This is a genomic window from Stenotrophomonas sp. Bg11-02, assembly GCF_002836635.1.
GTDB lineage: Bacteria > Pseudomonadota > Gammaproteobacteria > Xanthomonadales > Xanthomonadaceae > Stenotrophomonas > Stenotrophomonas lacuserhaii.
The window spans coordinates 51,706-75,776 of the sequence record NZ_PJAY01000069.1; the positions used below are offsets into that span (position 1 = coordinate 51,706).

Genomic DNA, 24,071 nt, shown 5'->3' on the forward strand with positions numbered 1-24,071 from the left:
GAGAGGGGTCATGGCCCAGAAAAGCAGGATCGCACCGGCGCCGAAGGTGCGCAGGATCGAAGTCATGCCGTTGGACGAAGGCGAAGCAGTGGCGGTGATCGAACTCGAATCGGAGCCTCCGGCGCATTGGCTGGAGGCGTTGCAGCGCGAGATGCGCTTCACCGAAGGGCTGGAGTCCTCGGCGGCGAAGGTGGACGGCTGCCATGTCTACCTGCTCGGGCTGGAGCCGGGTCTCGGCAGGGCCACGCGGCATGTCGGCCGCCTGCTGGTCACGGTCCCGGCCGCGGCCCGCTGAGCCGCGATCGTCAGGGGGTGGGGCGCTCGCGGCGGCGCCGTTCGTACAGCTTCAGGTCCGCGCGGTTGATGGTATCGGCGACGGTCTCTGCGGCGCGGCTGATGGCGCACCCGGCGGAGAACCGGATCGGCGCCTGGCAGGCGTGTTCAGCGTAGCTGGCTTCCAGTTCCTGCAGTCGTTCCAGGTTCGCGCCCGGGACGAACACCAGGAACTCGTCGCCACCGAGGCGGACCACGACTTCGCCCGGCTGCAGCCGGACCGAAAGAAACTCGACGAAGGCGATCAGGACCGCGTCGCCCTCTGCGTGGCCTAGCTGATCATTGACCTCCTTGAAGTGGTCCAGGTCAAACACCAGGCAGCCCCACGCGCTCAGCTGGTCGTGCGCCAGTTCGCCCAGGTAACGCCGGTTGAAGCAGCGGGTGAGCGGATCCCGGATCGCCAGCTCCTGCAGCTGGATCTCCTGCAGGTGCTGGGTGGTGATGTCCTGCGCGTGGCCCAGCACGTAGGGAGGATCGGCTTCGTTGTCGAGCACGTTGTGGTACATCCAGAAGCGCCGTGAACCGTCCTCCGCCACCAGCTCCATCACGCCGGAATCGCTCTGGTTCTCGACGATCCGGGCCAGGTAGCCTTGCAGCTGGGCGCGCTTTTCCAGCGGGATGATCGCTGCAAGGGAATGACCGATGACCTCCGCCTCCGGCCGTCCCAGCGACAACGATGCGGCTGGGTTCAGCGAGGTCACAACACCTTCCAGCGTGTGCGTGCAGATCAGGCCCATGCTGTGCTGGAACAGACGGCGGTAGCGTGCTTCGCTCTGCCCCAGCGCCTCCAGCGCGGCACGTTGGGCCGTGACGTCCTGGATCGCACCGATCAGGCGCGTACCCGCCTCGTCCGTGATGCGGCGCCCCACGATGTGCAGCCACGCTTCGCGGTTGTCCTTCGGCCTGGTCTTCAGGGTCAGGTCGATCGGCGAGCCGGTCGCAGCACAGGCGTCCATCGCCTCTTCAAGCTGCCGGGCGTGTTCATCCAGATAGAACGCCAGCGCGTGGCGCAGCGAAGGAGCATCGCCTTCCTGCACGCCGTGCAGCACATGAGTTTCGCGGGTCCAGGCCAGTTCGCCCGTTGCGAGGGAGAGCTCCCAGCCGCCCACTTTTGCAGCGGTGTTGGTCTGTTCGAGGAACGCCTGGCTGCGCTGCAGCCGGGCATGCAGGCTGACCGCTTCCTCCATCCGCGTCAGCAGCATGGCGCGCTGTTCCATGCCGCGTGCGGCGGCCTCGGCCAGTCCGCTCAGGGCCTCGCGCTGGTTCGGCCTGAGCCGTCCCGGCTCCGGGCTCAGCAGGCACAGCGTACCCACCCGGCTGCCAGCGCCGGCCTGGATCGGCACGCCCACGTAATGCCGCACGTTCGGCGCGCCCACGACCAGCGGATTGCCCGAAAACCGCGGATCCCGCGTCGCGTCTTCGATTTCGAACACGCCGTCAGCGTCGATCGCCCACGTGCAGAACGAGATGTCGCGGGGTGTCTGGCGCGTCCCGTCCAGGCCCACCTGCGACTTGAACCATTGGCGTTCGCCGTCCACCAGCGAGATCAGCGCGATCGGCATGCCAGCCATCGCACAGGCCGCACGCGTGAGCGCGTCGAAGAACGGCTCCGGGTCGGAGTCCAGGATGCGCAGCGAATCCAGGACCGACTGGCGAACGTCCTCTGTCATCGGACACCTCCAGAAGTGGATCAGCGCGGCGCGCGGTGCGCCGCAGGCACAGTGTAGTAGCCGCCGACGTCGACCCCGGTGAACGACCTGCGCCGACGTCGGCTGCGCAGCCTTCGCTGCATGCGACGCGCTGTGGGATCGCTCAACGCCGATCCTCGGGCGCCTGCGCACGGGCAGCCCAGCGTCGGCACCGATGGTATTCATACACCCCCGGCACCACGCTCAGCAGCAACCCCGGCACCAGCGCGAACGTCCACGTTGAAAGCGGGGCAGGGGACACCGTGAAGGCGGCTGCGGTGGGGAAGTGATGCGGGGACAACAGCGGGAAGCCGATCGCCCCCAGTGCGATCCATGGCGCAAGATCCAGGATGCTGTGCACGTGCTGCTCGAGGGGAATGATGTCGCGGGTGGGATAGGCGATGCGGGTATCCCAGTATCCCGTCAGCGCATGCAGGCAGGTCATTGCCAGCAGGACGAACCACAGCGCAGGCGTGTCGGCGAACAGCAGCCACAATACGGTAGCGGTACCGAGCAGGGCGATCTGCAGCAGATGCAGCGAGGACTCCCGAAGCCCGGAGGTGGCCTCGATGTGGCTGCGCCAGTGCAGCAGGAAGTCCGATGCTCCGGCGACCAGCCAGACCAGGTACAGCGCATGCCATACGGTCACGCGAGCGGTGTCCGCTGGTGGCACGAGCACTGCCGCGAGCGCGCCGCAAGCGGTGCCGATCGTCACGATACTGTCCATGAGCCGAGTGGCCTCCCGGATAGGGTTCGGAGTGCTGACTCTAACGTGGTGCGCTGCAGACCCGCGTGGCGGCGACGTGAGGAAAATGAGGGCGCTGGTTGATGCACCGGTGACGCCGCCGCTACGTGTTTCATGACCGGCGCGGACGATAGTGGCCGCAACCCCCCTGTTTGATGGAGACGCCGCCATGGATCACGAACCGCAGTTCCAGACAGCCACCCCGCGCGTGGTCCGCGTGGAGCTGGCTGACCTCTACGTTGGCGGCAACACCGCCGCCGTGGAGCTTGATGGCCACCCCTGCGACGCATGGGCGCAGGCCCTGGCCGACACCCTGGTGCAGGACCACACGCTTCCGGGAGTGACAGCGGAGGTCGATGGCTGCTGGGTCCACTTCACCGGCGTGCGCAAGTCCGCCGAGCCGCTTGCGCCCCGGCTGCTGGCGCTGGTGGGCGCCGCCGGCCAGCGTGTCTATGCGCCCCAGATGCTGCGTTCCATCAGGCAGGCTGCACCCAACGCTGCTGCAGCCGCGTAGGGCACGCAGGCATTCGCGCCGGCTGCACGCCGCGCAGAGGTGACTTTAGCGCGCGCGCAGGTAACGTGTGACGCACCTCCGCACTGGAAGCTGATCATGAGCCAACGCGCGCCCCGCATCCATACTGACCCTGACGCCATCCAGCGCCTGAAGGCGCTGCAGCTTCAGCTCGATGCCGAACTGCTGGCAGAGCTCCATATGCGCGATGGACGCGTCATCATCGGAACCGTCGTGGAGCGGCCGAACATCCAGCAGTTCATCGACGAAGAAGGCAACGAGGGAACCAACGGCCTCATCCGGTTGGATGCGGGGCAGGAACCGGTCCAATTGCTCTGGTTGGACGAGGTGGAGCGTGTCGTTCGTATCGGGTCCTTTTGAAGCAACCGCTATCGCCCTGCCGTGACGCCATGGCGGCCGCAAGCGGTGGCCACGGCAAGCTCCACCATCACCAGCGCCGCCAGGAGCCAGATGAAAGTGCTCCTGCCGGCCGCCACGAGCAGCGATCCTCCCACTGCCGGGAAGCCGAAGACAGGCAGATCACAACCGTCCGACGTGGCCAGGACGACAACTTTGGCTTCAAGGTCCCTGTTTCATTGTCGGCGGCCATGATAGATACGAGCCGTGTTTCATCGCGTATCGCATGCCGGACCGACGCCGGGGTTACCACGCCATCTTCCCCGGGACGCAGGCAGGTCACCGGAACGCCGCGGTCGGTGAGTCGCGCACAGGTGTCCAGTACCGCCTTGTGCTCGATCATCGAGGTGATTACATGGCGCTTCGTCGCGCCGCGCAGGGCATCCAGCCCTGACAGCGCAAGTTCACGGACTCCGTGGCCCCAGAGGTGAACACGATGTCGGTCGGCCTGTCGGCATTGATGGCATCGGCAATGGCCTGCCGGGCCGCCATCACCGCGTCAGCTGCCGCCCAGCCGAAAGCGTGGCTGCGGCTGGCTGGATTGCCGTAGCAGGCGGTGAGATACGGCATCATGGCCTCCAGCACCTCCGGATCCAGTGCGGTCGTCGCATTGTTGTCCAGGTAGATGGACGCGATGTCGTCACGCATCCCGGCACCCCCACGAGGGGAGACGGGTGGTGTGCGTAAGGGGGGTGTACCGGTGCGCGGCGCGATGCGCTCATCCCGGGTTACCTGGCCGCGATCGCCGACCAGGTTCAGCCTGATGCTTGTCGTGCTGCCGAGAAGATGGCTCAGCTGCAGACCGCGTACGTAGGCAAGTCTTTCCGACCAGGCGCTCTCTTCGAAGAACACTTCGAGCCATGTCGTGGCCTGGTCCGTGACACCGGCCGCCCGGGCGAAGTACTCGGTGGTGATGGCCGCGCAGGTCAGTCGCCCGGTCGGCCCTTCGCCTCCTGCACCGGCCGGCGCGGTGTCACCCTCATTGACGATCCTGCGCGCAAGCCCTTCGGGCACATCGCCGGTGGCGAGGAGGTGGGAAAGATGCTGGCGCGCGGAGTCCTCATGGACGATGCCCTGGTGGTCGAACGCAACCGAAAGCCGAGGCTGCGGCAGGCCCTCGTCCATACATACCCGGGCATGCCGCAGCGCTGCCTCGAAGGCATGGAGCTGTGCCTGCACTTCGATCACGTTATCGCCGGTGCGCTGGGCCCGGGAGTTCCCGGCAAGGATAGCGATGCAGGCGGGCGGCTCCTGCTGGAGCGTCTGCGGATGCCCGGCAGTGCCTGTTCGTTCCTGTACGGGTGCTGCCGGAAGCGGGCCTGATGACTCCGTGCACTTCTCCTGAGTTGACTTGTCGAACCCGTAGCGGGATACCGATGCACCTCATGCCGGATCAAGTCTAGAAACGCTCAAGCAATCCGCAAGAGGCGGTTTCGCCAGTACGCGACGCATTCGGCTGCCCGCCTGCATTGCATGGGAGATGACAGCTGTCACTTGTGATCGTCCGGTTTCCAACGAAGATGGTGGAATGATCGGAGCGCCAGTCCGGCAACCGCGCCATCTCCTCAAGGACGTACCATGCAGATGCTCCAACCGTTCATTGCGCATACCCCGATCTGGGTCTGGGCGTTGCTGGCCTTCCTGGTGACGCGCGGCGTCATGTCCATGAAACCGGGCGAAACCACGCTGGCGAAACTGGCGATCGTGCCGGCGCTTTTCAGCATGTGGGGGCTGTGGTCGATCAACCACCGCTATCCGGGGTCCTGGTCAGCGTGGTCGTTGTGGCTGGCCGGTATCGCAGCGGGGGCATGCATCGGCTGGATGCTGCTGCGCCGCGTGCAGCTGCGCCTGGACCCGTCCACCGGGATGCTGTGGCGCCCTGCGGACTTCAGCCTGCTGCCTTTGCTGCTGGCTACTTTCGTGGTGAAGTACGGCTTCGAATCCGCACTCGCGATGTCGCCGGCGCTGGCCACCGACAGTGCGTTCCGCGCAGCGTATCTGCTGTTGTCCGGCGGCTTCACCGGCATCTTCATCGGCAAGTACTGCCGGTACCTCGTCGCCTCGCGACGAGTGGTGGCGGATGGGCGGGAAGCACCGGCGGCATGATGCAACCGACCACATTGACCGGCCTCAGTGCAGCGGCAAAGGCTGCCGGCGCGACGCGGTGATCCGCGCCGGGTCACGCAGGCGGATCTGCATCCAGAACACCGGCAGCCAGCACAGGGCCGCGATCACGAAAAGAGTGCTCGGCCAGTACAGCCTCGGCGTCGTCGGTGCGATCCACGGGCGGGTGCGACGGAAGCGTGCAAATGGGATCTGCGGCTGCTCACGGCGGGAATACGCCCGCTAGACAGTCCCGTGGGGCCGACCGGCGCACTGTGCATCTGCCCCGCGGGAATGGTCCTTCGGGCACGAGAGGATGCTGACATGACCCAGAACAACCAGAACAACCGCAACGACGAAAACAACCAGAACCAGCAGAACCAGCAGAACAATCGCAACAACGAGAACCACGAAAACAACCAGAACCAGCAGAACCAGCAGAACCAGCAGAACCAGGAGAACCAGGAGAACCAGGAGAACCAGCAGAACCAGGAGAACAACCGCCAGGACCAGCGCAACGAGCGCGACGAGCGCTGAGGCAGTGCGGTTCCAGGGTGCCCTGCTGCGTCGGGGCACCTTGTTTCACTTCTGATCGCAGGAGCGTTGAATGTCTGTCATCGGACCTTCCGATCTGTACCAGCACGTCAAGATACTGGCGGTTGACGCCGTACCATCGTCGAGCCTGGTCGCCTTCGTGACCTCCCAGCCAGACCGCGCAAGTGACGGCTATACGTCCGCGCTGTGGACGCTGCATACCGATGCCGGCCGCTGCGAGGTCCACCAGCTCACCCACGAAGGCAGCGCCTCCTCCCCCCGGGTAGCCCCGGCCGGCGACCGCATCGCCTTCCTGTCGAGCCGACAGGGCGCGTCACGGCCGCAGCCCTATCTGATTTCGCCAGACGGCGGCGAGGCCTGGACGATCCCGAACGTGGGCGACCTGGAGATCGAACAGCTCCTGCAATGGTCACGCGACGGGGCACGCCTGCTGGTGCTGGTCAAGCTGCCCTACGCCGAAGACGCGCGCGATGCTGTCGACCACCCGGCGCGATCGCATGTCATTCGCCATGCTCCGTTCAAACTGGATGGGAGCGGCTACACGGCAGGCTTCCGCCATCATCTGTTCGAAATCCATGCAGACGGCAGCGTCGCGCCGCGCCCGTTGACCAGCGGCGACTTCGATGTGGCCGGCGGCGCCTGGTCCCCCGATGGGCACCGGCTGGCCTACACCGCACGCAGCGGAGGATCGCAGCGCCACCGTTCCAATCTGTGGTTGATCGAACACGATGCACCGGCGCGACCGCTGACGACCGGCATGGCCACCGCGATGGGTCCGGTGTGGTCCAGCAACGGCACGCGGCTGGCCTTCGCCGGCAATCCGGTCGAAGGTGATTCGGCCAGCTATCTGTACGTGTGGGACGGTGAGCGGGTGAGCGGCCCATTGGGTCCGCACCCCCTTGAAACCGGCGATATCATCTGGTCGCCCGACGACGCTCGCCTCTCAGCCGTGGCCAGCCATCAAGGACTGTTCCCGGTCATGGACATCGGTACCGACGGTAGCGATCCGGTCCTGCGCGACCTCGGCGAGGCCCAGGTCACCCTGTTGGCGGCCAGTGGCAGCGGCCCGGTGTGCGTATACAGCAGCTGGTGCGTGCTGGAGGAGGTGCACCTGTTGGCGTGGGATCCGCAAACGCCATCCTGCTGCGCCACCTCGTTGAACGTTGCGCTGAGCGAGCGCCTGCGCATGCACTGCAGGCGCGAACGTTTCGACGTGCCTGACGGCGTGCAGGGCATGGAATCCATCGACACCTGGGTGTTCAGCCCCTGGGAGCAGCAGGAAGGGGCACTGCCCCTGCTGGTCGATCTGCATGGCGGACCGCACAGCGTGGCGCTGATGGACTTCGCCAGCCACGTCTACCTCTATTCCCTGGTGGCCCGCGGCTGGCGGGTGATCGCCCCCAATACGGTAGGCTCCTCCGGCTACGGCAAGGACTTCGCGCAGCGGCTCCGTGGCCAGTGGGGCCGGCTGGACTTCCCGCAGGTGCAGTCCGTTGTGCAGCAGTTGCGCGATGCCGGCCGTGCCGAGCCCTTCGTGGCCACGGCAGGCAAGTCGTACGGGGGGTTCCTCAGTGCATGGGCCATCGCCAACGGTCGTGAATTCGGCGCGGCGGTAATCAGTGCGCCGGTCGCCGACGTGAGCTCCCACACCGGCACTTCGGACAGCGGGTACTACGTGGGGCCCTATTCGATGGCGGGCGAAATGGATGACGTGCGCGAGCGCTACGACGCGCTGTCCCCGGTGGAGTATTTCGGCAAGGTCACCCGGCCGGTGTTGCTGCTCAATGGCGACCAGGACCAGCGCTGTCCGGTCGGCCAGGCAGAAGAGCTGTTCACCCGGCTGCTGCGGCTGGGATGCCCGCACGCGGCGATGGTCGTCTATCCGGGCGGTAGCCACGGCCTGGCCGCTTCCGGTCGCCCTTCGCACCGCGAGGATTATCACCAGCGGATCGTGGACTTCCTGGTGGAAAGCCATGAATCCGCCGCGCGCGAGCGCGAGGCTTCCTGAACCCGACGCGCTGCTGGTGCCCGCCGGGCCGCCTTGCAGAGGCCGTCGCTTCGCTTTGCCGCATCGGGCCGCGGTCCGCCCGTGCCCGGTATTTTTGGCCGGCGAGCTTCCCGATGCGGCATGGCGGGAGGACAATGGCCGCATGTCTCCTCCCGATCCCCTCCGCAGTACGCTGCGGTCTGCCTTGTCGACAGAAGGCTGGAAACGGCGCGTTGCCCTGTGGGGCGGCGCCGTGGCGGTGGCCCTGGTGGCCATCCTGTTTGCCAAGGCCAGCGATGCCGCCTTCGCGCTGTTCCAGCGCATCATCGAACATTCCCTGTGGTGGGCGCTGCTGCTGACGCCAGGCATCTTCGCCCTGCTGGCGTGGTTGACCAGCGGCGTGCTGCGTCCCACCCGCGGCAGCGGGATTCCGCAGGTGATCGCCGCGCTCGAAAAGCCAGAGGATGCGGCGTTCCGTGACGAAAACCTGTCACTGCGGGTGTCGGCCGGAAAACTGCTGCTGACCAGCCTTTCCCTGCTGGGCGGTGCCTCGGTGGGCCGCGAGGGGCCGACCGTGCATGTGGGCGCGAGCCTGATGTACAGCTTCGGACGCTGGTTCGGTTTCCGCGATCCACGCGAACTCTCGCACTTCCTGCTCGCCGGTGGCGCCGCCGGCATCGCCGCTGCGTTCAACACGCCGTTGGCCGGCATCGTGTTCGCCATCGAAGAGTTGAGCGGGCGTTTCGAACATCGTTTCTCGGGCACCCTGCTCACCGCGGTGATTGTCGGCGGGGTGGTGTCGCTCGGCCTGCTCGGCAATTACACCTACTTCGGCCGCGTGGCCACGTTCCTGCCGCTGGGACAGGCGTGGCTGGCCATCCTGCTGTGCGGCACGGTCGCCGGCCTGCTGGGCGGTGTGTTCGCCAGGCTGGTGCTGCTGAGCGTGTCGGGCCGGCCGCGCTGGCTGGGCCGGCTGCGCCGCGAGCATCCCGTGCTGCTTGCCGCTGCCTGCGGGCTGGTGGTGGTGGGGCTTGCCGCTGGCTTTGGCAATGGCGCGTTCGGCACCGGATACGAGCAGGCACGTGGGCTGGTGCAGGGGCAGGCGGCGGTAGGCCATGAGTTCGGCCTGATGAAGCTGCTGGCCAACCTGGCGTCGTATGTCGCCGGCATCCCGGGCGGGCTGTTCTCACCGGCGCTGGCGGTCGGGGCGGGGCTGGGCCACAACCTGTCCGTGCTGATGCCATCGGTGGATCCCAGCGCGTTCGTGGTGCTGGGAATGTGCGCCTACCTCACCGGCGTCACCCAGGCGCCGCTCACTTCGGCGGTGATTTCCCTTGAGCTCACCGACACCAATGGAATGCTGCTTCCGATCCTGGCGACGGTGCTGTTGGCGCGCGGGGTGTCCGGGCTGGTCTGCCACGTGCCGATTTACCGTGGGCTGGCCGAACAGCTGATCGGTGGCGAGCAGGCCGCAGCGCAGGCCGGGGCTGCGCAGCCTCCGCGCTAGAAAGACTGGCAATGGCGGGATGGCGACGCTACGCCCTTACCCCTGCACGCAGCGCATGCCGATCACACCGAAGCAGGGGGTTGGCTGGCGGGGTGCCGCCCGCCTCGGTAGGCGACAAGTTCCGCGTTGTCCGGGCAGTCAGGCCGATGCCCGGGCGCTCCATTGTCGATATCGCAAGTGGCCACCGCGGCACTGTAGAAGGCGTCGACGGCCGGCTAGGCGAGTGCAGGTCCGCGGACGCTGGCCATGATGCGTGCGGCGTCCTGGGAAGGCGGCAGGCCGAATGCGCGCGCGTACTCTCGACTGAACTGCGTCGGGCTTTCGTAGCCCACATCAAGCGCGGTCGCAGTCACGCTCTTGCCATGCGCCGTCAACAGCTGGCGTGCCTGCAGCAGGCGCAACTGCTTCTGGTACTGGAGCGGGCTCAGCGCCGTGGCGGACTTGAAGTGGCGGTGGAAGGCCGACTCGCTCATCGCCACCTGTTCGGCCAGTGCGGCGATGCGCAGCGGTTTGGCATAGTCGCTGCGGATGCGTTGGATCGCGCTGCTGATACGCGCCAGCGCCGAATCCGGCGTGGCCAACTGCCGCAGCATGCATCCATGTGGTCCCTGCAGCACGCGGTAAAGGATCTCACGTTCGTAGGCCGGGGCCAGCGCAGATATCTCGCCGGGGCGTTCCATCAGGCGCAGCATGCGCACCCACGCATCCATCAGCTCCGGGGTGACGGCAGCGACGTTGAAGGCTTCGGTCTGGGTGGAGGGCTCGCCGCGCCCTGTAGCGGCATCGGTGGTGTCGCACAGCAGCGCTGCGAGAATGCTCGGGTCCAGCGTGAGGCTCACCGCCAGGTACGCATCGCCGGTGCTGGCCGCGTGCACGACACCCACCGCCGGCAGGTCCACGGACATGATGAAGTAGGTGGCCGGGTCGTAGTGGAGGGTCTTCTCACCCACCGTCATGGATTTGCTTCCCTGCAGGATCAGGTTGATCATCGGCTCGTATACGGCCGCCAGGGCATGCTCCGGGATCTCCCCCTGCACCATGGCCACACGGGGAATACCCGTATCCGTGCGGCGATTCTCGGCATGCGCCGCGAGCCGGCGCAGTTCATCCAGTGCGTTTTCCATGACCACATTGGACACCCGCCGCAGAAGGCTGGCAAGACGGGAAGCAGGAATAGGCAGGAAATGGCGAGGATCAGGTCGGCGCCCCATGGCCGGGGAGCCTAGCCTGTGCATCTCCCCTCACTGCACAGGACTCCTCGCATGAAACACGTACTGATCACCGGCGGCAGCCGTGGCATTGGTGCCAGCGCCGCGTTGCACTGCGCGAAGCGCGGCATGGGCGTCATCCTCACCTACAACGCGCAGCCCCATGCTGCCCAGCAGGTAGTGGAGCGCATCCAGGCAGAAGGCGGCACGGCAGTGGCTCTGCAGCTGGACGTGGGCAGCACCGGCAGCTTTGCGGCATTCGCTGCGAAGGTGAAGGACACCTTGCAGGGCACCTGGGGCGCCTCCACGCTGGGTGGCCTGGTAAACAACGCCGGATTTGGGCTGTTCAATCCGATCGAGACGGTGACCGAGGGACAGTTTGATGGCCTGTTCAACGTGCACCTGAAGGGGCCGTTCTTCCTCACGCAGGCACTGCTGCCGCAGCTGGGTACTGGCGCGAGCATCGTCAACCTCACCAGTGCCACCACGCGCGTGGCCACCGCCGGGGTGGCGCCATACGCCGCCTTCAAGGGTGGGCTGGAGGTGCTCACCCGCTACATGGCCAAGGAGTTCGGCGAGCGCCGCATCCGCGTCAACGCGGTCGCACCCGGGGCGATCCGTACCGAACTGGGCGGCGGGCTCAATGATGAGTTCGAGGCCCTGCTGGCCGCGCAGACGGCACTGGGCCGGGTAGGTGAGCCGGACGACGTGGGCCGCGTCATCGCCGGGCTGCTCGGTGACGAGCAGGCCTGGGTCAATGCGCAGACCATTGAAGTTGCAGGCGGCTACAACATCTAGTTCGCAACGGGAGTACTACATGCTCGACCACATTTTCCTCACTGTCATCGACGCCACCCGTTCGGTCGCGTTCTACACGGCCGCGCTGGCCCCGCTGGGCATCGTCAACCGGCTCGACTACGACGGCCGGCAGGGGCCACCCGGCCACCCGGACCTGAAGGGCTTCGGCGCAGGCGGGCGGGTCTTCTTCTGGCTGCGGCAGGGGGTGGCCGCGCCACAGTCGGCGCATGTTGGCTTCGTGGCAGATTCCAGGGCAATGGTGGATGCCGCGCATGCCGCCGCGATGGCCGCCGGCGCCAGCCAGATCCATCCGCCCGGCCCGCAGCTGCACTACGACCCACGCTACTACGCCGCGCAGGTGCGCGATCCGGATGGCTACAGCCTGGAGTTCGTCTACAAGAGCTGGCAGCACGGCCATGAGTGACGGCGTCGAGTCGCCCCCCTGCAGGCCACGGTGGTGGCCTTCATCAACGCCACGAACGCCTTCGATATCGAACGGGCCCTGGCGTTGTTCAGCACGACCGCAGTGATCGATGACCCTTCCACCGGATCCACCTTCAACAAGCATGCCGGTGTACGCGACTATCTGGAAAGGTACTTCCTGGGTTACCACACGGTCACCCGGCTGCTGTCGCTGGAACGCCTTGGCGATGTACGCGCACGAGTCCGGGTCGATTTCACCGGCGATTTCGGTCACGAGATCGGATTGCTTCTGGTGGCCTTGGATTGCGCAGGCCGCATCTCCCGCATTGACGCCTCACTCGAATAGGGCGGCGAGGAACACACCATGAAAACATTGATGATCTACGGTGCATCCGGCTACACCGGGCGCATGGCTGCAGCACACGCGAAGGAAGCTGGGCTGACGCTGGTTTTGGCAGGGCGCGACAAAGCTCCGCTGCAGGCGCTGGCCACACGCCTTGGCGTTGCGTACCGCGTGTTCGCGCTGGATTCCGCTGCCGATGTGGACTACGGATTGCAGGATATCGCGGTGCTGCTCAACTGCGCAGGTCCGTTCGCGCATACCGCAGGAGCGCTGATGGAAGCTTGCCTGCGCGCCGGCGTCCACTACCTGGATATTGCCGCCGAGCTGGATAGCTACCAGTTGGCCGAGCGCCATGACCTGGGCGCCGCCAAGGCCGGGGTAATGCTGATGCCGGGCAGCGGGGGCAGCGTGGCGATGCTTGGCAGCCTAGCCGCGCGTGCCGTGGAGCGTGTGCCGACACCGGTGGCAATCCGTATCGCGTTGCATGTAGCAGGTTCGATGTCGCGCGGATCGGCCATCAGTGCCAGCCAGCACCTAGCGGCCCAGTGCCTTATGCGCAAGGACGATGTGCTCACGGCACGTGCCCCGGACGCGCTGCGCGACATCGATTTCGGCATCGGGCCGGTGAGTTGCTTTCCAGTGACGCTGCCTGAGCTGATCACCATCGCCAGGCAAACCGGGGTGCGCGATATCGAAACCTTCGTGCATGTTTCTGGCAGCGCTTTCCCCGAAGGCGGCATCGATGCACTGCCGGATGGTCCCACCGCGCAGGAGCGCGCCGACAACCGGTACCAGGCAGCGGTAGAGGTAGTCGGCGCCAACGGTGACATCACCCGCGCAGTCCTGGATACGGTTAACGGCTACAGCTTCACCCCCCTTGCCGCGGTCGTGGCTGCGCGCCGTGTGTTGGCAGGGGAGGCGCGTCCAGGCTTCCAGACGCCTGTAGGTGTATTCGGCAGCGGCTTCGCTGAGACCATCGCCGACACCCGTATCAGCCTCATTGACCCAACCACCCCCACGGCCCGCTAAGGAATCCACCTCATGTCACTGCACCTCAACGCTCCCGATACTCTTCACGACATACATGCCGTGGTCGACACGCTGTACCGCTTCGCTACAGGTATCGACCTGCGCGACCGCAAGCTGCTCTCGTCGGCCTTTACAGAGGACGCCATCTCAGACTTCCGCCCGGCTGGCGCAAAGGCGGGCTTCGAGTACCCGGTGCTGCAGGGGCGGGAATCCATCGTCGAGGCGCTGTCCACTTCGCTCAGCGGGCTCGATACCTCCCACTCGTTCAGCAACCCGAGGGTGATGGTGGACGGTGACACCGCGCGGGTGGATGTGTTGGTCGAAGCGCAGCACGTATCGAGCGTCAACGGCGCACGGCAGTACCTGATGAAGAACCGTTATGACGTGGTTCTGGTCCGCCGTGACACGGGGTGGGAGATCAAGCATGTGATAGTGGACAACGTCTGGCGGACGGGTGATCGGAGCGTGCTCACCGGAATCTGAGCAGGTTGGGCGGTCAATGTGTTGGTATCGCTCGATCGGTGTCTGGATGTCCAGGGTCTTGCGTGGCCTCTCGTCTGGTTGCTTGGCCACGCTGTTGAGCTTGGCTTGGGGGAAGCTCGACAGATCAACGCCTTTTGGGGAAGTACAGACGCAGCAGCCCGTTCGTGTTCTCGTTCGAGCCGCGCTGCCAAGGATGCAGCGCGTCGCAGAAGTAGACCTGGATGTCCGTGGCGAGAATGAAGCGGCGATGGTCGGCCATCTCCTTTTCCCGGCCCCAAGTCAGTGATTTGTGGAGCTCGCTGGGCAGTCGGCGTGCGGTGCGGATTAGCGCGTCAACGACGGTCTGCGTGTCCTCGCGATCGACCTTCACCAGCATCATGTAGTGCGTGCTGCCCTGGACCAACGTCGCGATCTGGCTGTTCCGTTGCCGCAGAGCAGGTCGCCTTCCCAGTGTCCGAGAACGGCCCGGTCCTCGACCGACGCCAGACGCTCGCAGATCGACACGGTGTCGCTGATGCGGCCGTATCGCAACACTCCTGCTGCTTGGACAACTGTCTGTGTTTCATGAAACATATGTAACCGCCATCCAAAGCGGACACCACGGGCGATGCTCAGCGTGATTTCGTCGGCGATCCGGGTGATTCGTCGGCAGCTTCCGTGGCTTGGTCGCAAACGGATTGCCACGCCCCCGCGCCAATGGCAACTTGCAGCGGCGATCACGTCGACCTGGAGCCCAGCATGACCCCCGTTGCCCTGTATTCGCCCGATCCGGCCCGCGGCTGGCTGCCTTGGGCCTGGCTGACGCCGATCGTGATGATCCTGTTCAACGCGGTACCGGTGATCGCGCTGGACGGGTGGATGCAGTCGCAGCATTGGTCGACGCCGAGCGGCGATCCGATCGGCCTCGCTGGCTTGCATGCGCTGCTGTGGATCGGCTTCGCGCCAACGCTTGCGGCCGTGCTCGCCTGGGTACGCTTCGTCGAAGGGCGCTCGCTGGCAAGTATCGGGCTGACCGGTCCGGCGCCGCTGAAAACCTTCCTGCGCGGACTGGCCGTTGGATTCGGCACGGTCGCGCTGGTCGTCGTCGCGATCTGGATGGCTGGCGGCATGCAGGCGGCGGGCTTGGGGCAGGCTTGGCGGTCGCCCGTCAGTCTGCTGCACATCGGTCTGCTGCTATTGAGTTTCATGTTCCAGGCGAGCGTGGAGGAAGTCATCTTCCGCGGCTGGATGCTGTCGGTGGTGGCGCGCAAGACCAATGTCGCGGTGGCAGTGCTGCTGGTGTCGCTCGTTTTCTGCTTCCTGCATTTCAGTCCGCACCAGCCGCCCCGGGTCATGCTCAGCACGTTCCTGTTCTCGCTGTTCGCCTGCGCCTGGGCACTGCGGACCGGCAATATCTGGGGCGTGATGGGCTGGCATGCGGGGTGGAACTGGTTGCTCGCGACCGGCTTCGAACTGCCCGTCACCGGCATGGACGCGCACTTGCCGGCGCTGCTGGTGGCGCTGCGCCCGCGAGGCCTCGACACCCTGACCGGTGGCGCGGAAGGGCCGGAAGGCAGTTACCTGTGCAGCGTCTTCTTCGTCGCCGCGATCGCGTGGATCCAGTGGCGAAAGACACGCCGAGCTCAGGACTTCTCGCCGACCAGCAGGTAACGTCACTGCCCGGGCAGCATCGGACCGTCCGGGCGTCACGCTACTATCAACGGGCAGCGAGCCCGCGCACGCAGCCAGCTCTTGCCGCCGACAGACCGACCGAGGAACCCCGCAATGGATATGCAGGTAAGTGAGTGCAACGGCGCTGACGCCGGCACGAAGCCCGTCACAGGTGAGCTGACCTTTTCCTGGCTGTTCGAGAAAGTGCAGGGCTATGCGGCCCAGAGTATCCATCCGAAGCCGTCGCGCCTGGAAAAAGGCGGGATTCTGGTGGGTGTAGCGGCCACCGGGCTGGGGCTGCTCACTGCCGCCTTGCCAGACAGCCTGTTTCCCGCAGGCTCGCAGATCATGATCCTGATGGGGTGTCTGCTGACCGAGATCGTCGGGTTCCTGCTGTCGTTCGTGCTGATGCTCAAGCGGGAAGGGCGGCAGTACATCAAACCACGCCTGACCCATGCGGCAGAGATGGATGGTGACTTCGCGTACTGGGCGTATCTGGTTGATCAGCTCAGGGCGTTCCCGAGAGACGAGCGCGAGCAGCGGCTTCGCTTTGCGAGCACGCTTCGGCAAGGCATGACGGAGCGGATGGGCCTGGTCTTCGGCGGGCTGCAGAAGCTCGGCTTCTTCCCCGTGTTGGGAGCACTCTACCTGCAGCTTCGCACCTGGAAGTGGGGTGACTGGGCCGGTGCGTTCGATGTCAATCCGATCGCCGCTGTGCTGATCTTCGGCATCGTCCTGCTGTATGCCCTCGGCTGGGTTCTGGTCGGCATCCGCAGCAGGCTGGAGACCTATGTGAACCTGCTTGAAGCTTCATTGGCTGAGCAGTCGGCGCGAGCGGGCCCCGCCTTGTAGTGATTACAGAGCGTTCCACGCGTCGCCATTCAGTTACAGGCTAAGCGTAATACCCCGGGCGTATAGTGGTCGCATCCTCACCGCAAGGATCGACGCTATGCAGAAGGGCTCGGATCTACTGGTCAAGGCGCTGGAAAACGAGGGCGTAGACCGCATTTTTGGCGTGCCGGGCGAAGAGAATCTGGACTTCCTGGAATCGCTTCGGAACTCCAGGATTGAACTCGTCCTCACCCGCCATGAGCAGGCAGCCGCCTTCATGGCCGCTACCCACGGCCGGCTCACCGGCAGGCCCGGCGTGTGCTTGGCTACGCTCGGCCCGGGCGCGCTGAACTTCTCCACCGGTGCGGCGTATGCCCACCTGGGTGCGTGGCCGATGATCCTCATCACCGGCCAGAAAGCGGTAATGAGTGCGAAGCAGGCACGCTTCCAGATCGTGGATATCGTGGCGTCGATGAAGCCGCTCACGAAAATGACGCGGCAGATTGTCAGCCCGGCCTCGATCCCCGCCATGGTGCGTGATGCGTTCCGTGTGGCAATGGAAGAGCGGCCCGGGCCGGTCCATCTGGAACTGCCGGAGGACATCGCCGGCGAGGAAGTGGAGGATGTCCCGGTCATCCCCGTCCATGCGCTGGAACGGCCCATCGCGGCGCCTGCCGCGCTTGATCGTGCTGAAGCGGCCATCCTCGCGGCAAAGCGACCGCTGGTGATGATCGGCGCGGCCGGAAGCCGGCCGTGGCTGACCGAGGCGCTGTCCGCGTTCGTGGCGCGCACACGCCTGCCATTCTTCAACACCCAGATGGGCAAGGGCGCCGTCACCGGTGGCTCCAACCTGTACATGGGCACCGCGGCGCTGTCCGAAGGGGATTATGTCCACGAGGCGGTGGCACGCGCCGACCTGATCATCGCCATCGGCCATGACACGATCGAAAAGCCGCCCTTCCTGATGAAGAGCAGCGGAGGCCCGAAGGTCATCCATATCAGTTTCCAGTCGGCCACGGTCGAGCAGGTCTACCACCCGGATATCGAAGTGCTGGGCGATATCGGCGCCTCGGTGGATGCGTTGGCGGAGCGGCTGGAAGGCCGCTTGGCTGCCGACGAAGGCATGACCGGACTGCGGCAGAACATCCTCGCCCGGCTGAATGATCGTGCCGAGGAGGACCGTTTCCCGGTCACGCCGCAACGGATAGTGCACGACGTGCGCCAGGCGGTGCCGGACGATGGCATCGTCTGCCTGGACAACGGCATGTACAAGATCTGGTTTGCCCGCAACTACCGCACGCATGTGGCCAATACGCTGCTGCTCGACAATGCGCTCGCCACGATGGGCGCCGGCCTGCCGTCGGCGATGATGGCGGCGATGCTGTACCCGCAGCGCCGGGTCATGGCGGTGTGCGGCGACGGCGGCTTCATGATGAACTCGCAGGAGATGGAAACCGCCGTGCGGCTGGGGCTCAACCTAGTCGTGGTGATCCTCAACGACAGCGCCTACGGCATGATCCGCTGGAAGCAGGCGGTGGATGGTTTCGAGGATTTCGGCATGCGATTCGGCAATCCCGATTTCGTGAAATATGCCGAGGCCTACGGCGCGAAGGGCAGCCGGGTGACCGCCGTCGAGGAGCTGGTGCCGATGATCGAAGCGGCCTTCGCCGGCGGTGGCGTGCACGTGCTCGATGTGCCGATCGACTATTCCGAAAACACCCGGGTGCTCGTCGATGAGCTGCGCAACCGCACGCCGGATGTGGGCTGCGCCTGATCGTCCCCTGACTCTATAAAAGGAGCCCAACATGCTGACCGTCGTACAGGCCTTCGACCGCGCGCCCATCGCGGAAGTCAGATTCGATACTGCCTCAGCGCTGGAACACAAGCTCAGCGCCGCCGAGCGGGTGTTCAAGGACCGCGACGGCTGGCTGCCGCCGCACGAGCGCATCGCGATCCTGCGCAGGCTGGCCGCGTTGATGGACGCCAAGCGCGACCACCTCGCGCTGCAGATCGCACGCGAGGGCGGCAAGCCGTTGCCGGACGCCATCATCGAAACCACGCGCGCCATCGATGGCGTCCACAACGCCGCCGACGAACTACGCAACTTTGGCGGCCGCGAGATCCCGATGGGACTTTCAGCTGCGGCGGTGGGGCGCTGGGCATTCACCACCCGCGAGCCCATCGGCATCGTGGCGGCGATCTCGGCCTTCAACCACCCGCTCAACCTGATCGTGCACCAGGTCGCCCCGGCGATCGCCGTGGGGTGCCCGGTGATCATCAAACCCGCATCGGCAACGCCACTTTCCTGCCTGGATTTCGTGGCGATGGTGCATGAAGCCGGGCTGCCCGAGCCGTGGTGCCAGAGCTTCCTGCCGGAAGGCAACGACCTGGCCGAGGCACTGGCCACCGACAAGCGCGTTGCCTTCCTGAGCTTCATCGGATCGGCCAGGGTAGGGTGGTCGCTGCACAGCAAGCTGGCACACGGCGCCCGTTCGGCACTGGAGCACGGCGGGGTTGCGCCGGCCATTGTCGACCGCAGCGCGGACTTGTCCAGGATCATCGAGCCCATCGTCAAGGGCGGCTATTACCATGCCGGCCAGGTGTGCGTTTCCACCCAGCGCATCTTCGTCCACAACGATATCGCCGATGACTTCACCGAGGCGCTGATCGCCCGTGCGGAACGGCTGCGTACCGGCGATCCCACCCTGAAAGACACCAACGTGGGCCCGCTGATCCAGCCCCGCGAGGCCGACCGGGTGGCCGAGTGGATCGATGAAGCCGTGAAGGGCGGTGCGAAGCTCGCCAGCGGCGGCAAGCGGCTGTCCGAGACCACGCTGCAGCCGACCGTGCTGCTCGACCCGGCCGCTGATGCGCGGGTGACCACGCAGGAAGTATTCGGGCCCGTGGTGGCGGTGTATCGCTATTCGGATCTGGACGAAGCCATCGCCCGGGCGAACTCGCTGCCGACCGCCTTCCAGGCCAGCATCTTCGCGCAGGATATCGACATCGCCATGCGCGCGGCCAACCGGTTGGATGCCTCGGCGGTGATGATCAACGACGCCACCGCGTTCCGCACCGACTGGATGCCGTTCGCCGGCCGTCGCGAATCGGGTTACGGCACCGGCGGTATTCCGTACACCATGCGGGACATGTCGCAGGAAAAAATGATCCTGATGCATAGAAGCTGAGCAGGAATGCGCTGCCTTCACGCTGCCTCTACTTCTCCCGGCATCAACTGAACGTCGGTCTTGGCACAGCCGAAAACGCCGCTATAGTCCGAACACCCCCGAAGAAGGAGACAGTGAAATGTTCCTCAGCAAACCCAATCTGACGACCGCACGCAACCTTGGTATCGCCCTCATCGCTGGCGTCAGCCTGAGCGCCTGCGCCACCTACAAGGACGACTTCGCACGCATCGATTCGCGCCTCGACCAGCTCGACGTGAAGGTGCAGGGCGCCGCACAGAGTGCCGAATCGGCCAACCAGTCCGCCACCCAGGCCAACCAGCGCCTCGACCAGATCGAAGGCCGCGTCCAGCAGCTTGAGCAGGCGCCGCGCCGCAAGCCGCGCGGTTGATCGCCCGACACGTTTGAACCAGGCACCGGTGGCCTGCACAGGCCACTGGTTTCCTCGGGAGCAGTAGAAACTGATTCAAAGGAAGTGTCCCATCCGTACTCATCCATCCTCCAGAATGCGGCCCGTTTGTGGTGTGCTGGCACTCGCGCTGGCGTTGGCGTGCACCGCACCGGTGAGCGCGAAGAACGCCGCCGCGCAATCCGCCGCTGCGGTCGACGAACTCCCGGAAGGCCAAACGGTGTCGGACACCGTGATCGAACTGGCCGGCTGGGTCGTTGCATCCAAAGACAGCCAAGGCTATCCGTTCGCGATCATGGACAAGGCGGCTGCCCAGGTCCTTGTCTTCGACGGGGAAGGCCGACTGCGCGGTGCCGCGCCCGCGCTGTTCGGCTCGGCAAGCGGTGACCACACCGCGCCCGGCGTCGCTGGCCTGGCCCTGCGGGCCATCCCGGGACGTGACCGCACAACTCCTGCGGGTCGCTTCATCGGCGGCTACGGACCCTCGATCGATGCAGGGCGCGTGCTCTGGGTCGACTACGATTCGGGTGTCGCGCTGCATCCCATCACCACCGGCGTCCCATCAGAGAAGCGTGCCGAGCGACTTGCTTCGGCCTCGCCCGATGACAACCGCGTGACCCACGGCTGCATCAACATCTCGCCGACGTTCTACGAACAGATCGTCCGCACCACGTTCGAGCGCGGTGGCGTGTTCTATGTGCTTCCGGACAAAGCGTCGATGGCCGAGACGTTTCCCGAGTTCGCACAGACGCGTGCCGCGATGAAAGACAACGGCGAAAAAGCCGCGCGTTGATACGCGCGGCGCAGACACTCAACGCGCTTCCGCCCTCAGGCGTTCGCAGGTTTCCTTGGCACGCTGCAGGCCCATGCCCTCCGGCGAGGCGGCGTCAGGTTCGCCCAGGGTGAACGCCTCCATCCGCGCATCATGCGCGGCGCGCACTTTAGGGGCAGCCAGCACGGCGGCAAGCAGCTCGGGCAGCTCGACCTGGTTGCGCTGGCCAAGGAACGCTTTCAGCTCGGCGGGGGTGTAGACGCTCGCCAGCAACTGATCGAACCTGGCCTCTTGGACAGGGTCCTGGATTCCCTCGGCTACCTGCCTCACGCCGGCTGACAGATGTGCCGCCATCGCGGCCCTGATCGCTTCGCGGCACGTGGGAGGATCGTCGGGCGCCGCGATACCTTCGCCGCTGCCAAAGGCACGCAGGAAGGCCTGGCCCTCTTCGATGACCTGCCTGGTCACGATTTCCGTGTTGACCTCGTGGGCCAGTTCCAGCGGCGTGGCAGCCAGCAACGGCAGGCTGGCCAACGCCAGCAACGCCGCGCCGGTCCAACGCACGCGCCGGCTCCGCAGCCGTATGCCGGTAAGCCTTGCTGCGGGAATTCCGTGTCGTTCTTTCATATCCAGGGGAGCATCGCCATGCGGCGGGCAAGGATAGCGCATCGCCTGCGGTCTGCCGGCCGCGCCCGCTCACGCCTGGTTGAACGGACAACCCGAAAGACGCTCGAATTCGGCGACGTCGTGCGAGCAGAATATCTCCAGTTCGCCACGGGAATGCAGGCGCCGCAGGCTTCGCACCTGGTCCCGCGATGCCAGGCGTTGGCGGCGATCCTGCTCCATCATCCACTGATAGCCGCGCAAGCCGGGCGGGCACCGATACGTCCCCGGTCCCAGTTCGTCCTGGTGGAAGTACGCATCACCGGCGAGCAGCTGCCAGCGCCCCTCGCTGTGAACCGCTATGCCGGCATGGCCACGGGTGTGGCCCGGCAACGGCACCATCAGGATGTCAGGTGGCAGCCCCTGCAGCGGTCGCACGAAGGACAGCCCGAACCATGCTTCGCCAGCGGTTTCCCGGTGCAGGTGCCAGCGTTCGACGCGCGGCCACTGCTGCGGGCGGAAGCGCTGCCGCTGCAGCCACCGGCCGCGATTCCCCGCCGTATCTGCTTCAGCGGCCAGCACGTGGACCGCTGCTTCGGGGAAATCGTCCAGTCCGCCGGCGTGATCGAAATCCAGGTGGGTCAGCACGATATGCCGCACGTCGTGCGCCGACCATCCCAGCGCCTGCACCTGTGACAGCGCGGTCATCGACTGGCGAAGGTCGGGCGCCAGCAGCGCACGGAAGAACGGCGAGAGGCGCTCTCGTGGATGGGTGACGTCACGGGTTCCAAAGCCGGTATCCACCAGCACCAGGCCGTGGTTGGTCTCGATCAGCAGGCAGTGGCAGCAAAGGCGTGCCCGCCGCAGCACCCCGTGCGTGCGCCCATCCATGAGGCGGCCGCCGGGCGGGCATGTGGAAACACAATTGAGATGGTGGATGCGCACCGTCGGTACCTCGCAGGATGGGCGATGCAGGCAGTCTGCGCAGCGCGATGTAGCGCGCGGTGCTGCCGGCGCCAGTGCCATGTCACTGCGGATGCGCCGTTCCATCACGGTTCCACGACATTGCCGGCAAACGTCATTCCGAGCGCGCTGGACGGGACGCGGCGTCCTTCGGTGGCAACGGCGTGGATACGGACGCGCGCGTGACCAGCCGGTGCGCAAGCACCTGATTGACGGCCACGCGCCCAGCGGTGGCGGTGCGGCGGATCTCCCGCAACAGGATGTCCACCGCGCTGTCCGCCATGTCTGCCACGGGCTGATGCAGGGTGGTCAGCTCCGGCCACACCATCGTCGCGGCGGATGTGTCGTCGAAACCAACGACTGAAAGATCGCCTGGTACCTCCAGGCCGCGCCGGTGCGCCACGGAAACGACGGCCGATGCCATGTCATCGTTGCTGGCGAAGATCGCGCTGGGGCGCTGATCCAGGGCCAACAACCGTTCGGCTGCGTCCAGTCCGGAGCGGTAGGTGAAGTGACCGGGCTGCACAAGGGAGGCGTCATAGTCGATACCGGCATCAGCCAGCGCATCCCGGTAACCCTGCCATCGATGCGCGCTGGCGGTCTGGTTTGGATCGCCCTTGATGTAGCCGATGCGCGTGTGCCCGTGTGCCAGCAGATGCGACATGACGTCCCGGCTTGCCTGGCGGTCGTCGATGCGCACGCAGGAAACATGATCGCTGAAATGGCTGGACGCGATGGAAACCACGGGAATGCCGGCGTCGACGAAGACATCGACGATGTCCTTTGTTTCGCACAGCGGCGGCGGAAGGATCACGCCCGAGACCGTGATGGAGAGCTGCCGGGCCGCCTGCCGACGCGCCTGCCCATCCAGCTCATCCCAACTGGCAATCACCAGCTGCGCCGCTGAGCGGGTAGACCCGCGCAGCGCGCCGACCAGCAGCTCGCGCAGGTAGCTGGAGCTGGGATTGGTGTAGATCAACGCGATGCAGGTGTGCTGCGCGGCGGCCAACGCACTGGCGGCAGGGTTGGGGCGGTAGTCCAGTTCCTGCACGCTGCGCATGACCCGATCGCGGTTGCCTTCGCGCACGCCGGCATGGCCATTGATGACACGTGAAACCGTCATCGGCGAAACGCCAGCATGCGCGGCGACGTCATCGATGGTGACGGCGCTTGCCTTGCGACGGACCGCTTTTTGGCTGCTTTTCAAACAATCAACTCCTTTGCTGCGCTGCATGATGACAAGCGCGATCCGGGGTGAGTAGTCTGCGCCCGAGACGTGATGGTAGCGCTACCACTGAGCCAGGGTAAGGCCAGCAGGTACCCCCCCCCTTACCGCGCGGCTGTTCTGGCAAATCCGCAAGCGAGTTTGAGTCGCAGTGAAGGCAACGCGCACTGCGATGTTCGGTTTGGAAGACGGGCGTCGCCCGTACGTGCCCCAGAAGGGGCGGTGCATCCATTCGATCGTATGTCAGAGGGGAGAGTCATGAGCGCTGTTACTGTCCGTCGTATACCCGGCTGGAGGGCTCTG

Annotated in this window: 25 protein-coding genes and 2 pseudogenes; 18 read left to right on the top strand and 9 right to left on the bottom strand. The window is 65.7% G+C overall.

Annotation, left to right across the window (positions count from 1 at the left end; translation table 11 throughout):
• The first annotated feature begins 10 nt into the window (after positions 1-10).
• The gene (locus CXG43_RS16780; protein WP_101101047.1) at positions 11-295 is read left to right on the top strand and encodes a hypothetical protein; all 285 of its coding nucleotides are present in this window, start codon (positions 11-13) and stop codon (positions 293-295) included.
• Positions 296-305: 10 nt separating this feature from the next.
• On the opposite strand, the gene CXG43_RS16785 is transcribed toward CXG43_RS16780, so the two are convergent.
• Positions 306-2,003 carry a diguanylate cyclase gene (locus tag CXG43_RS16785; RefSeq protein WP_101101049.1) on the bottom strand — a complete coding sequence of 566 codons (1,698 nt, stop codon included), beginning with the start codon at positions 2,001-2,003 and terminating at the stop codon, positions 306-308.
• Positions 2,004-2,145: 142 nt separating this feature from the next.
• Positions 2,146-2,670 (bottom strand): hypothetical protein, encoded by a 525-nt coding sequence (locus CXG43_RS16790; protein ID WP_101101169.1) that lies wholly within the window; start codon positions 2,668-2,670, stop codon positions 2,146-2,148.
• A 265-nt stretch (positions 2,671-2,935) separates the two neighbouring features.
• On the opposite strand from CXG43_RS16790, the gene CXG43_RS16795 reads away from it, so the two are divergent.
• Together CXG43_RS16795 and CXG43_RS16800 are read left to right on the top strand one after the other, a co-directional pair.
• Positions 2,936-3,280, top strand: coding sequence for a hypothetical protein (locus CXG43_RS16795; RefSeq protein WP_101101051.1), 345 nt, complete (start codon positions 2,936-2,938; stop codon positions 3,278-3,280).
• A gap of 96 nt (positions 3,281-3,376) precedes the next feature.
• Positions 3,377-3,658, top strand: a complete 282-nt coding sequence (locus tag CXG43_RS16800) for a DUF3247 family protein (RefSeq protein WP_101101053.1) — start codon at positions 3,377-3,379, stop codon at positions 3,656-3,658.
• Between the two features lie 387 nt (positions 3,659-4,045).
• Here the strand turns inward: CXG43_RS16800 and CXG43_RS19335 are convergent, their stop codons facing one another.
• Positions 4,046-4,882 carry an aminotransferase class V-fold PLP-dependent enzyme gene (locus tag CXG43_RS19335; protein WP_198551480.1) on the bottom strand — a complete coding sequence of 279 codons (837 nt, stop codon included), beginning with the start codon at positions 4,880-4,882 and terminating at the stop codon, positions 4,046-4,048.
• Between the two features lie 390 nt (positions 4,883-5,272).
• On the opposite strand from CXG43_RS19335, the gene CXG43_RS16815 reads away from it, so the two are divergent.
• Positions 5,273-5,800 carry a DUF6622 family protein gene (locus tag CXG43_RS16815; RefSeq protein ID WP_101101055.1) on the top strand — a complete coding sequence of 176 codons (528 nt, stop codon included), beginning with the start codon at positions 5,273-5,275 and terminating at the stop codon, positions 5,798-5,800.
• Between the two features lie 24 nt (positions 5,801-5,824).
• Here the strand turns inward: CXG43_RS16815 and CXG43_RS19220 are convergent, their stop codons facing one another.
• On the bottom strand, positions 5,825-6,010 hold the full coding sequence (locus CXG43_RS19220) for a DUF2269 family protein (protein WP_101101057.1): 186 nt from the start codon (positions 6,008-6,010) through the stop codon (positions 5,825-5,827).
• A 111-nt stretch (positions 6,011-6,121) separates the two neighbouring features.
• Here CXG43_RS19220 and CXG43_RS19225 point away from each other — a divergent pair, with 111 nt between their 5' ends.
• The 3 genes and pseudogenes from CXG43_RS19225 to CXG43_RS16835 all read left to right on the top strand — a co-directional run.
• A complete protein-coding gene (locus CXG43_RS19225; protein WP_157825125.1) occupies positions 6,122-6,334 on the top strand; it encodes a hypothetical protein in 213 nt (70 codons plus the stop codon).
• Positions 6,335-6,404: 70 nt separating this feature from the next.
• Positions 6,405-8,360 (top strand): prolyl oligopeptidase family serine peptidase, encoded by a 1,956-nt coding sequence (locus CXG43_RS16830; protein WP_101101061.1) that lies wholly within the window; start codon positions 6,405-6,407, stop codon positions 8,358-8,360.
• A 142-nt stretch (positions 8,361-8,502) separates the two neighbouring features.
• A pseudogene (locus tag CXG43_RS16835) lies at positions 8,503-9,795 on the top strand (chloride channel protein); the annotation flags it as partial.
• Between the two features lie 266 nt (positions 9,796-10,061).
• Here CXG43_RS16835 and CXG43_RS16840 read toward each other — a convergent pair.
• Positions 10,062-10,970: an AraC family transcriptional regulator gene (locus tag CXG43_RS16840; RefSeq protein WP_101101174.1), complete on the bottom strand. Its 909-nt coding sequence runs from the start codon at positions 10,968-10,970 to the stop codon at positions 10,062-10,064.
• Positions 10,971-11,108: 138 nt separating this feature from the next.
• On the opposite strand from CXG43_RS16840, the gene CXG43_RS16845 reads away from it, so the two are divergent.
• Genes CXG43_RS16845 through CXG43_RS16865 form a run of 5 tightly spaced genes read left to right on the top strand, consistent with a single transcriptional unit; the run spans position 11,109 to position 14,130 of the window.
• Positions 11,109-11,852 (top strand): SDR family oxidoreductase, encoded by a 744-nt coding sequence (locus CXG43_RS16845; protein WP_101101063.1) that lies wholly within the window; start codon positions 11,109-11,111, stop codon positions 11,850-11,852.
• A gap of 19 nt (positions 11,853-11,871) precedes the next feature.
• Positions 11,872-12,276 (top strand): VOC family protein, encoded by a 405-nt coding sequence (locus tag CXG43_RS16850; protein WP_101101065.1) that lies wholly within the window; start codon positions 11,872-11,874, stop codon positions 12,274-12,276.
• 33 nt (positions 12,277-12,309) lie between these two features.
• Positions 12,310-12,621 carry a nuclear transport factor 2 family protein gene (locus CXG43_RS16855; protein WP_232767846.1) on the top strand — a complete coding sequence of 104 codons (312 nt, stop codon included), beginning with the start codon at positions 12,310-12,312 and terminating at the stop codon, positions 12,619-12,621.
• An 18-nt stretch (positions 12,622-12,639) separates the two neighbouring features.
• The gene (locus CXG43_RS16860) at positions 12,640-13,647 is read left to right on the top strand and encodes a saccharopine dehydrogenase NADP-binding domain-containing protein (protein ID WP_101101069.1); all 1,008 of its coding nucleotides are present in this window, start codon (positions 12,640-12,642) and stop codon (positions 13,645-13,647) included.
• A gap of 12 nt (positions 13,648-13,659) precedes the next feature.
• Positions 13,660-14,130 carry a nuclear transport factor 2 family protein gene (locus tag CXG43_RS16865; RefSeq protein WP_101101176.1) on the top strand — a complete coding sequence of 157 codons (471 nt, stop codon included), beginning with the start codon at positions 13,660-13,662 and terminating at the stop codon, positions 14,128-14,130.
• Positions 14,131-14,154: 24 nt separating this feature from the next.
• On the opposite strand, the pseudogene CXG43_RS16870 reads toward CXG43_RS16865, so the two are convergent.
• A pseudogene (locus CXG43_RS16870) lies at positions 14,155-14,655 on the bottom strand (IS30 family transposase); the annotation flags it as partial.
• Positions 14,656-14,868: 213 nt separating this feature from the next.
• On the opposite strand from CXG43_RS16870, the gene CXG43_RS16875 reads away from it, so the two are divergent.
• From CXG43_RS16875 to CXG43_RS16900, 6 genes are all read left to right on the top strand, one after another.
• Positions 14,869-15,780, top strand: coding sequence for a type II CAAX endopeptidase family protein (locus tag CXG43_RS16875; protein ID WP_101101071.1), 912 nt, complete (start codon positions 14,869-14,871; stop codon positions 15,778-15,780).
• Between the two features lie 114 nt (positions 15,781-15,894).
• A complete protein-coding gene (locus CXG43_RS19495; RefSeq protein WP_232767847.1) occupies positions 15,895-16,632 on the top strand; it encodes a hypothetical protein in 738 nt (245 codons plus the stop codon).
• A 97-nt stretch (positions 16,633-16,729) separates the two neighbouring features.
• Positions 16,730-18,385, top strand: a complete 1,656-nt coding sequence (locus CXG43_RS16885; protein WP_101101074.1) for an acetolactate synthase large subunit — start codon at positions 16,730-16,732, stop codon at positions 18,383-18,385.
• Between the two features lie 31 nt (positions 18,386-18,416).
• Positions 18,417-19,799, top strand: a complete 1,383-nt coding sequence (locus tag CXG43_RS16890; protein ID WP_101101076.1) for an aldehyde dehydrogenase family protein — start codon at positions 18,417-18,419, stop codon at positions 19,797-19,799.
• A gap of 118 nt (positions 19,800-19,917) precedes the next feature.
• Positions 19,918-20,187, top strand: a complete 270-nt coding sequence (locus CXG43_RS16895) for a hypothetical protein (protein WP_042612885.1) — start codon at positions 19,918-19,920, stop codon at positions 20,185-20,187.
• A gap of 115 nt (positions 20,188-20,302) precedes the next feature.
• A complete protein-coding gene (locus CXG43_RS16900) occupies positions 20,303-20,998 on the top strand; it encodes a L,D-transpeptidase (RefSeq protein ID WP_101101078.1) in 696 nt (231 codons plus the stop codon).
• An 18-nt stretch (positions 20,999-21,016) separates the two neighbouring features.
• On the opposite strand, the gene CXG43_RS16905 is transcribed toward CXG43_RS16900, so the two are convergent.
• The 3 genes from CXG43_RS16905 to CXG43_RS16915 form a co-directional block, all read right to left on the bottom strand.
• Positions 21,017-21,541: a hypothetical protein gene (locus CXG43_RS16905; RefSeq protein WP_101101080.1), complete on the bottom strand. Its 525-nt coding sequence runs from the start codon at positions 21,539-21,541 to the stop codon at positions 21,017-21,019.
• Between the two features lie 132 nt (positions 21,542-21,673).
• The gene (locus CXG43_RS16910) at positions 21,674-22,471 is read right to left on the bottom strand and encodes an MBL fold metallo-hydrolase (RefSeq protein ID WP_232767848.1); all 798 of its coding nucleotides are present in this window, start codon (positions 22,469-22,471) and stop codon (positions 21,674-21,676) included.
• Between the two features lie 187 nt (positions 22,472-22,658).
• The gene (locus CXG43_RS16915; RefSeq protein WP_232767849.1) at positions 22,659-23,666 is read right to left on the bottom strand and encodes a LacI family DNA-binding transcriptional regulator; all 1,008 of its coding nucleotides are present in this window, start codon (positions 23,664-23,666) and stop codon (positions 22,659-22,661) included.
• Between the last annotated feature and the right edge of the window lie 405 nt (positions 23,667-24,071).

Bases quoted from the DNA above. Each gene is read 5' to 3' on its own strand.
- CXG43_RS16780 (WP_101101047.1), top strand. From the start codon at position 11: ATGGCCCAGAAAAGCAGGATCGCACCGGCGCCGAAGGTGCGCAGGATC.
- CXG43_RS16785 (WP_101101049.1), bottom strand. From the start codon at position 2,003: ATGACAGAGGACGTTCGCCAGTCGGTCCTGGATTCGCTGCGCATCCTG.
- CXG43_RS16795 (WP_101101051.1), top strand. From the start codon at position 2,936: ATGGATCACGAACCGCAGTTCCAGACAGCCACCCCGCGCGTGGTCCGC.
- CXG43_RS16800 (WP_101101053.1), top strand. From the start codon at position 3,377: ATGAGCCAACGCGCGCCCCGCATCCATACTGACCCTGACGCCATCCAG.
- CXG43_RS16815 (WP_101101055.1), top strand. From the start codon at position 5,273: ATGCAGATGCTCCAACCGTTCATTGCGCATACCCCGATCTGGGTCTGG.
- CXG43_RS19225 (WP_157825125.1), top strand. From the start codon at position 6,122: ATGACCCAGAACAACCAGAACAACCGCAACGACGAAAACAACCAGAAC.
- CXG43_RS16830 (WP_101101061.1), top strand. From the start codon at position 6,405: ATGTCTGTCATCGGACCTTCCGATCTGTACCAGCACGTCAAGATACTG.
- CXG43_RS16840 (WP_101101174.1), bottom strand. From the start codon at position 10,970: ATGGAAAACGCACTGGATGAACTGCGCCGGCTCGCGGCGCATGCCGAG.
- CXG43_RS16845 (WP_101101063.1), top strand. From the start codon at position 11,109: ATGAAACACGTACTGATCACCGGCGGCAGCCGTGGCATTGGTGCCAGC.
- CXG43_RS16850 (WP_101101065.1), top strand. From the start codon at position 11,872: ATGCTCGACCACATTTTCCTCACTGTCATCGACGCCACCCGTTCGGTC.
- CXG43_RS16860 (WP_101101069.1), top strand. From the start codon at position 12,640: ATGAAAACATTGATGATCTACGGTGCATCCGGCTACACCGGGCGCATG.
- CXG43_RS16865 (WP_101101176.1), top strand. From the start codon at position 13,660: ATGTCACTGCACCTCAACGCTCCCGATACTCTTCACGACATACATGCC.
- CXG43_RS16875 (WP_101101071.1), top strand. From the start codon at position 14,869: ATGACCCCCGTTGCCCTGTATTCGCCCGATCCGGCCCGCGGCTGGCTG.
- CXG43_RS19495 (WP_232767847.1), top strand. From the start codon at position 15,895: ATGGATATGCAGGTAAGTGAGTGCAACGGCGCTGACGCCGGCACGAAG.
- CXG43_RS16885 (WP_101101074.1), top strand. From the start codon at position 16,730: ATGCAGAAGGGCTCGGATCTACTGGTCAAGGCGCTGGAAAACGAGGGC.
- CXG43_RS16890 (WP_101101076.1), top strand. From the start codon at position 18,417: ATGCTGACCGTCGTACAGGCCTTCGACCGCGCGCCCATCGCGGAAGTC.
- CXG43_RS16895 (WP_042612885.1), top strand. From the start codon at position 19,918: ATGTTCCTCAGCAAACCCAATCTGACGACCGCACGCAACCTTGGTATC.
- CXG43_RS16900 (WP_101101078.1), top strand. From the start codon at position 20,303: ATGCGGCCCGTTTGTGGTGTGCTGGCACTCGCGCTGGCGTTGGCGTGC.
- CXG43_RS16910 (WP_232767848.1), bottom strand. From the start codon at position 22,471: ATGGATGGGCGCACGCACGGGGTGCTGCGGCGGGCACGCCTTTGCTGC.
- CXG43_RS16915 (WP_232767849.1), bottom strand. From the start codon at position 23,666: ATGACGGTTTCACGTGTCATCAATGGCCATGCCGGCGTGCGCGAAGGC.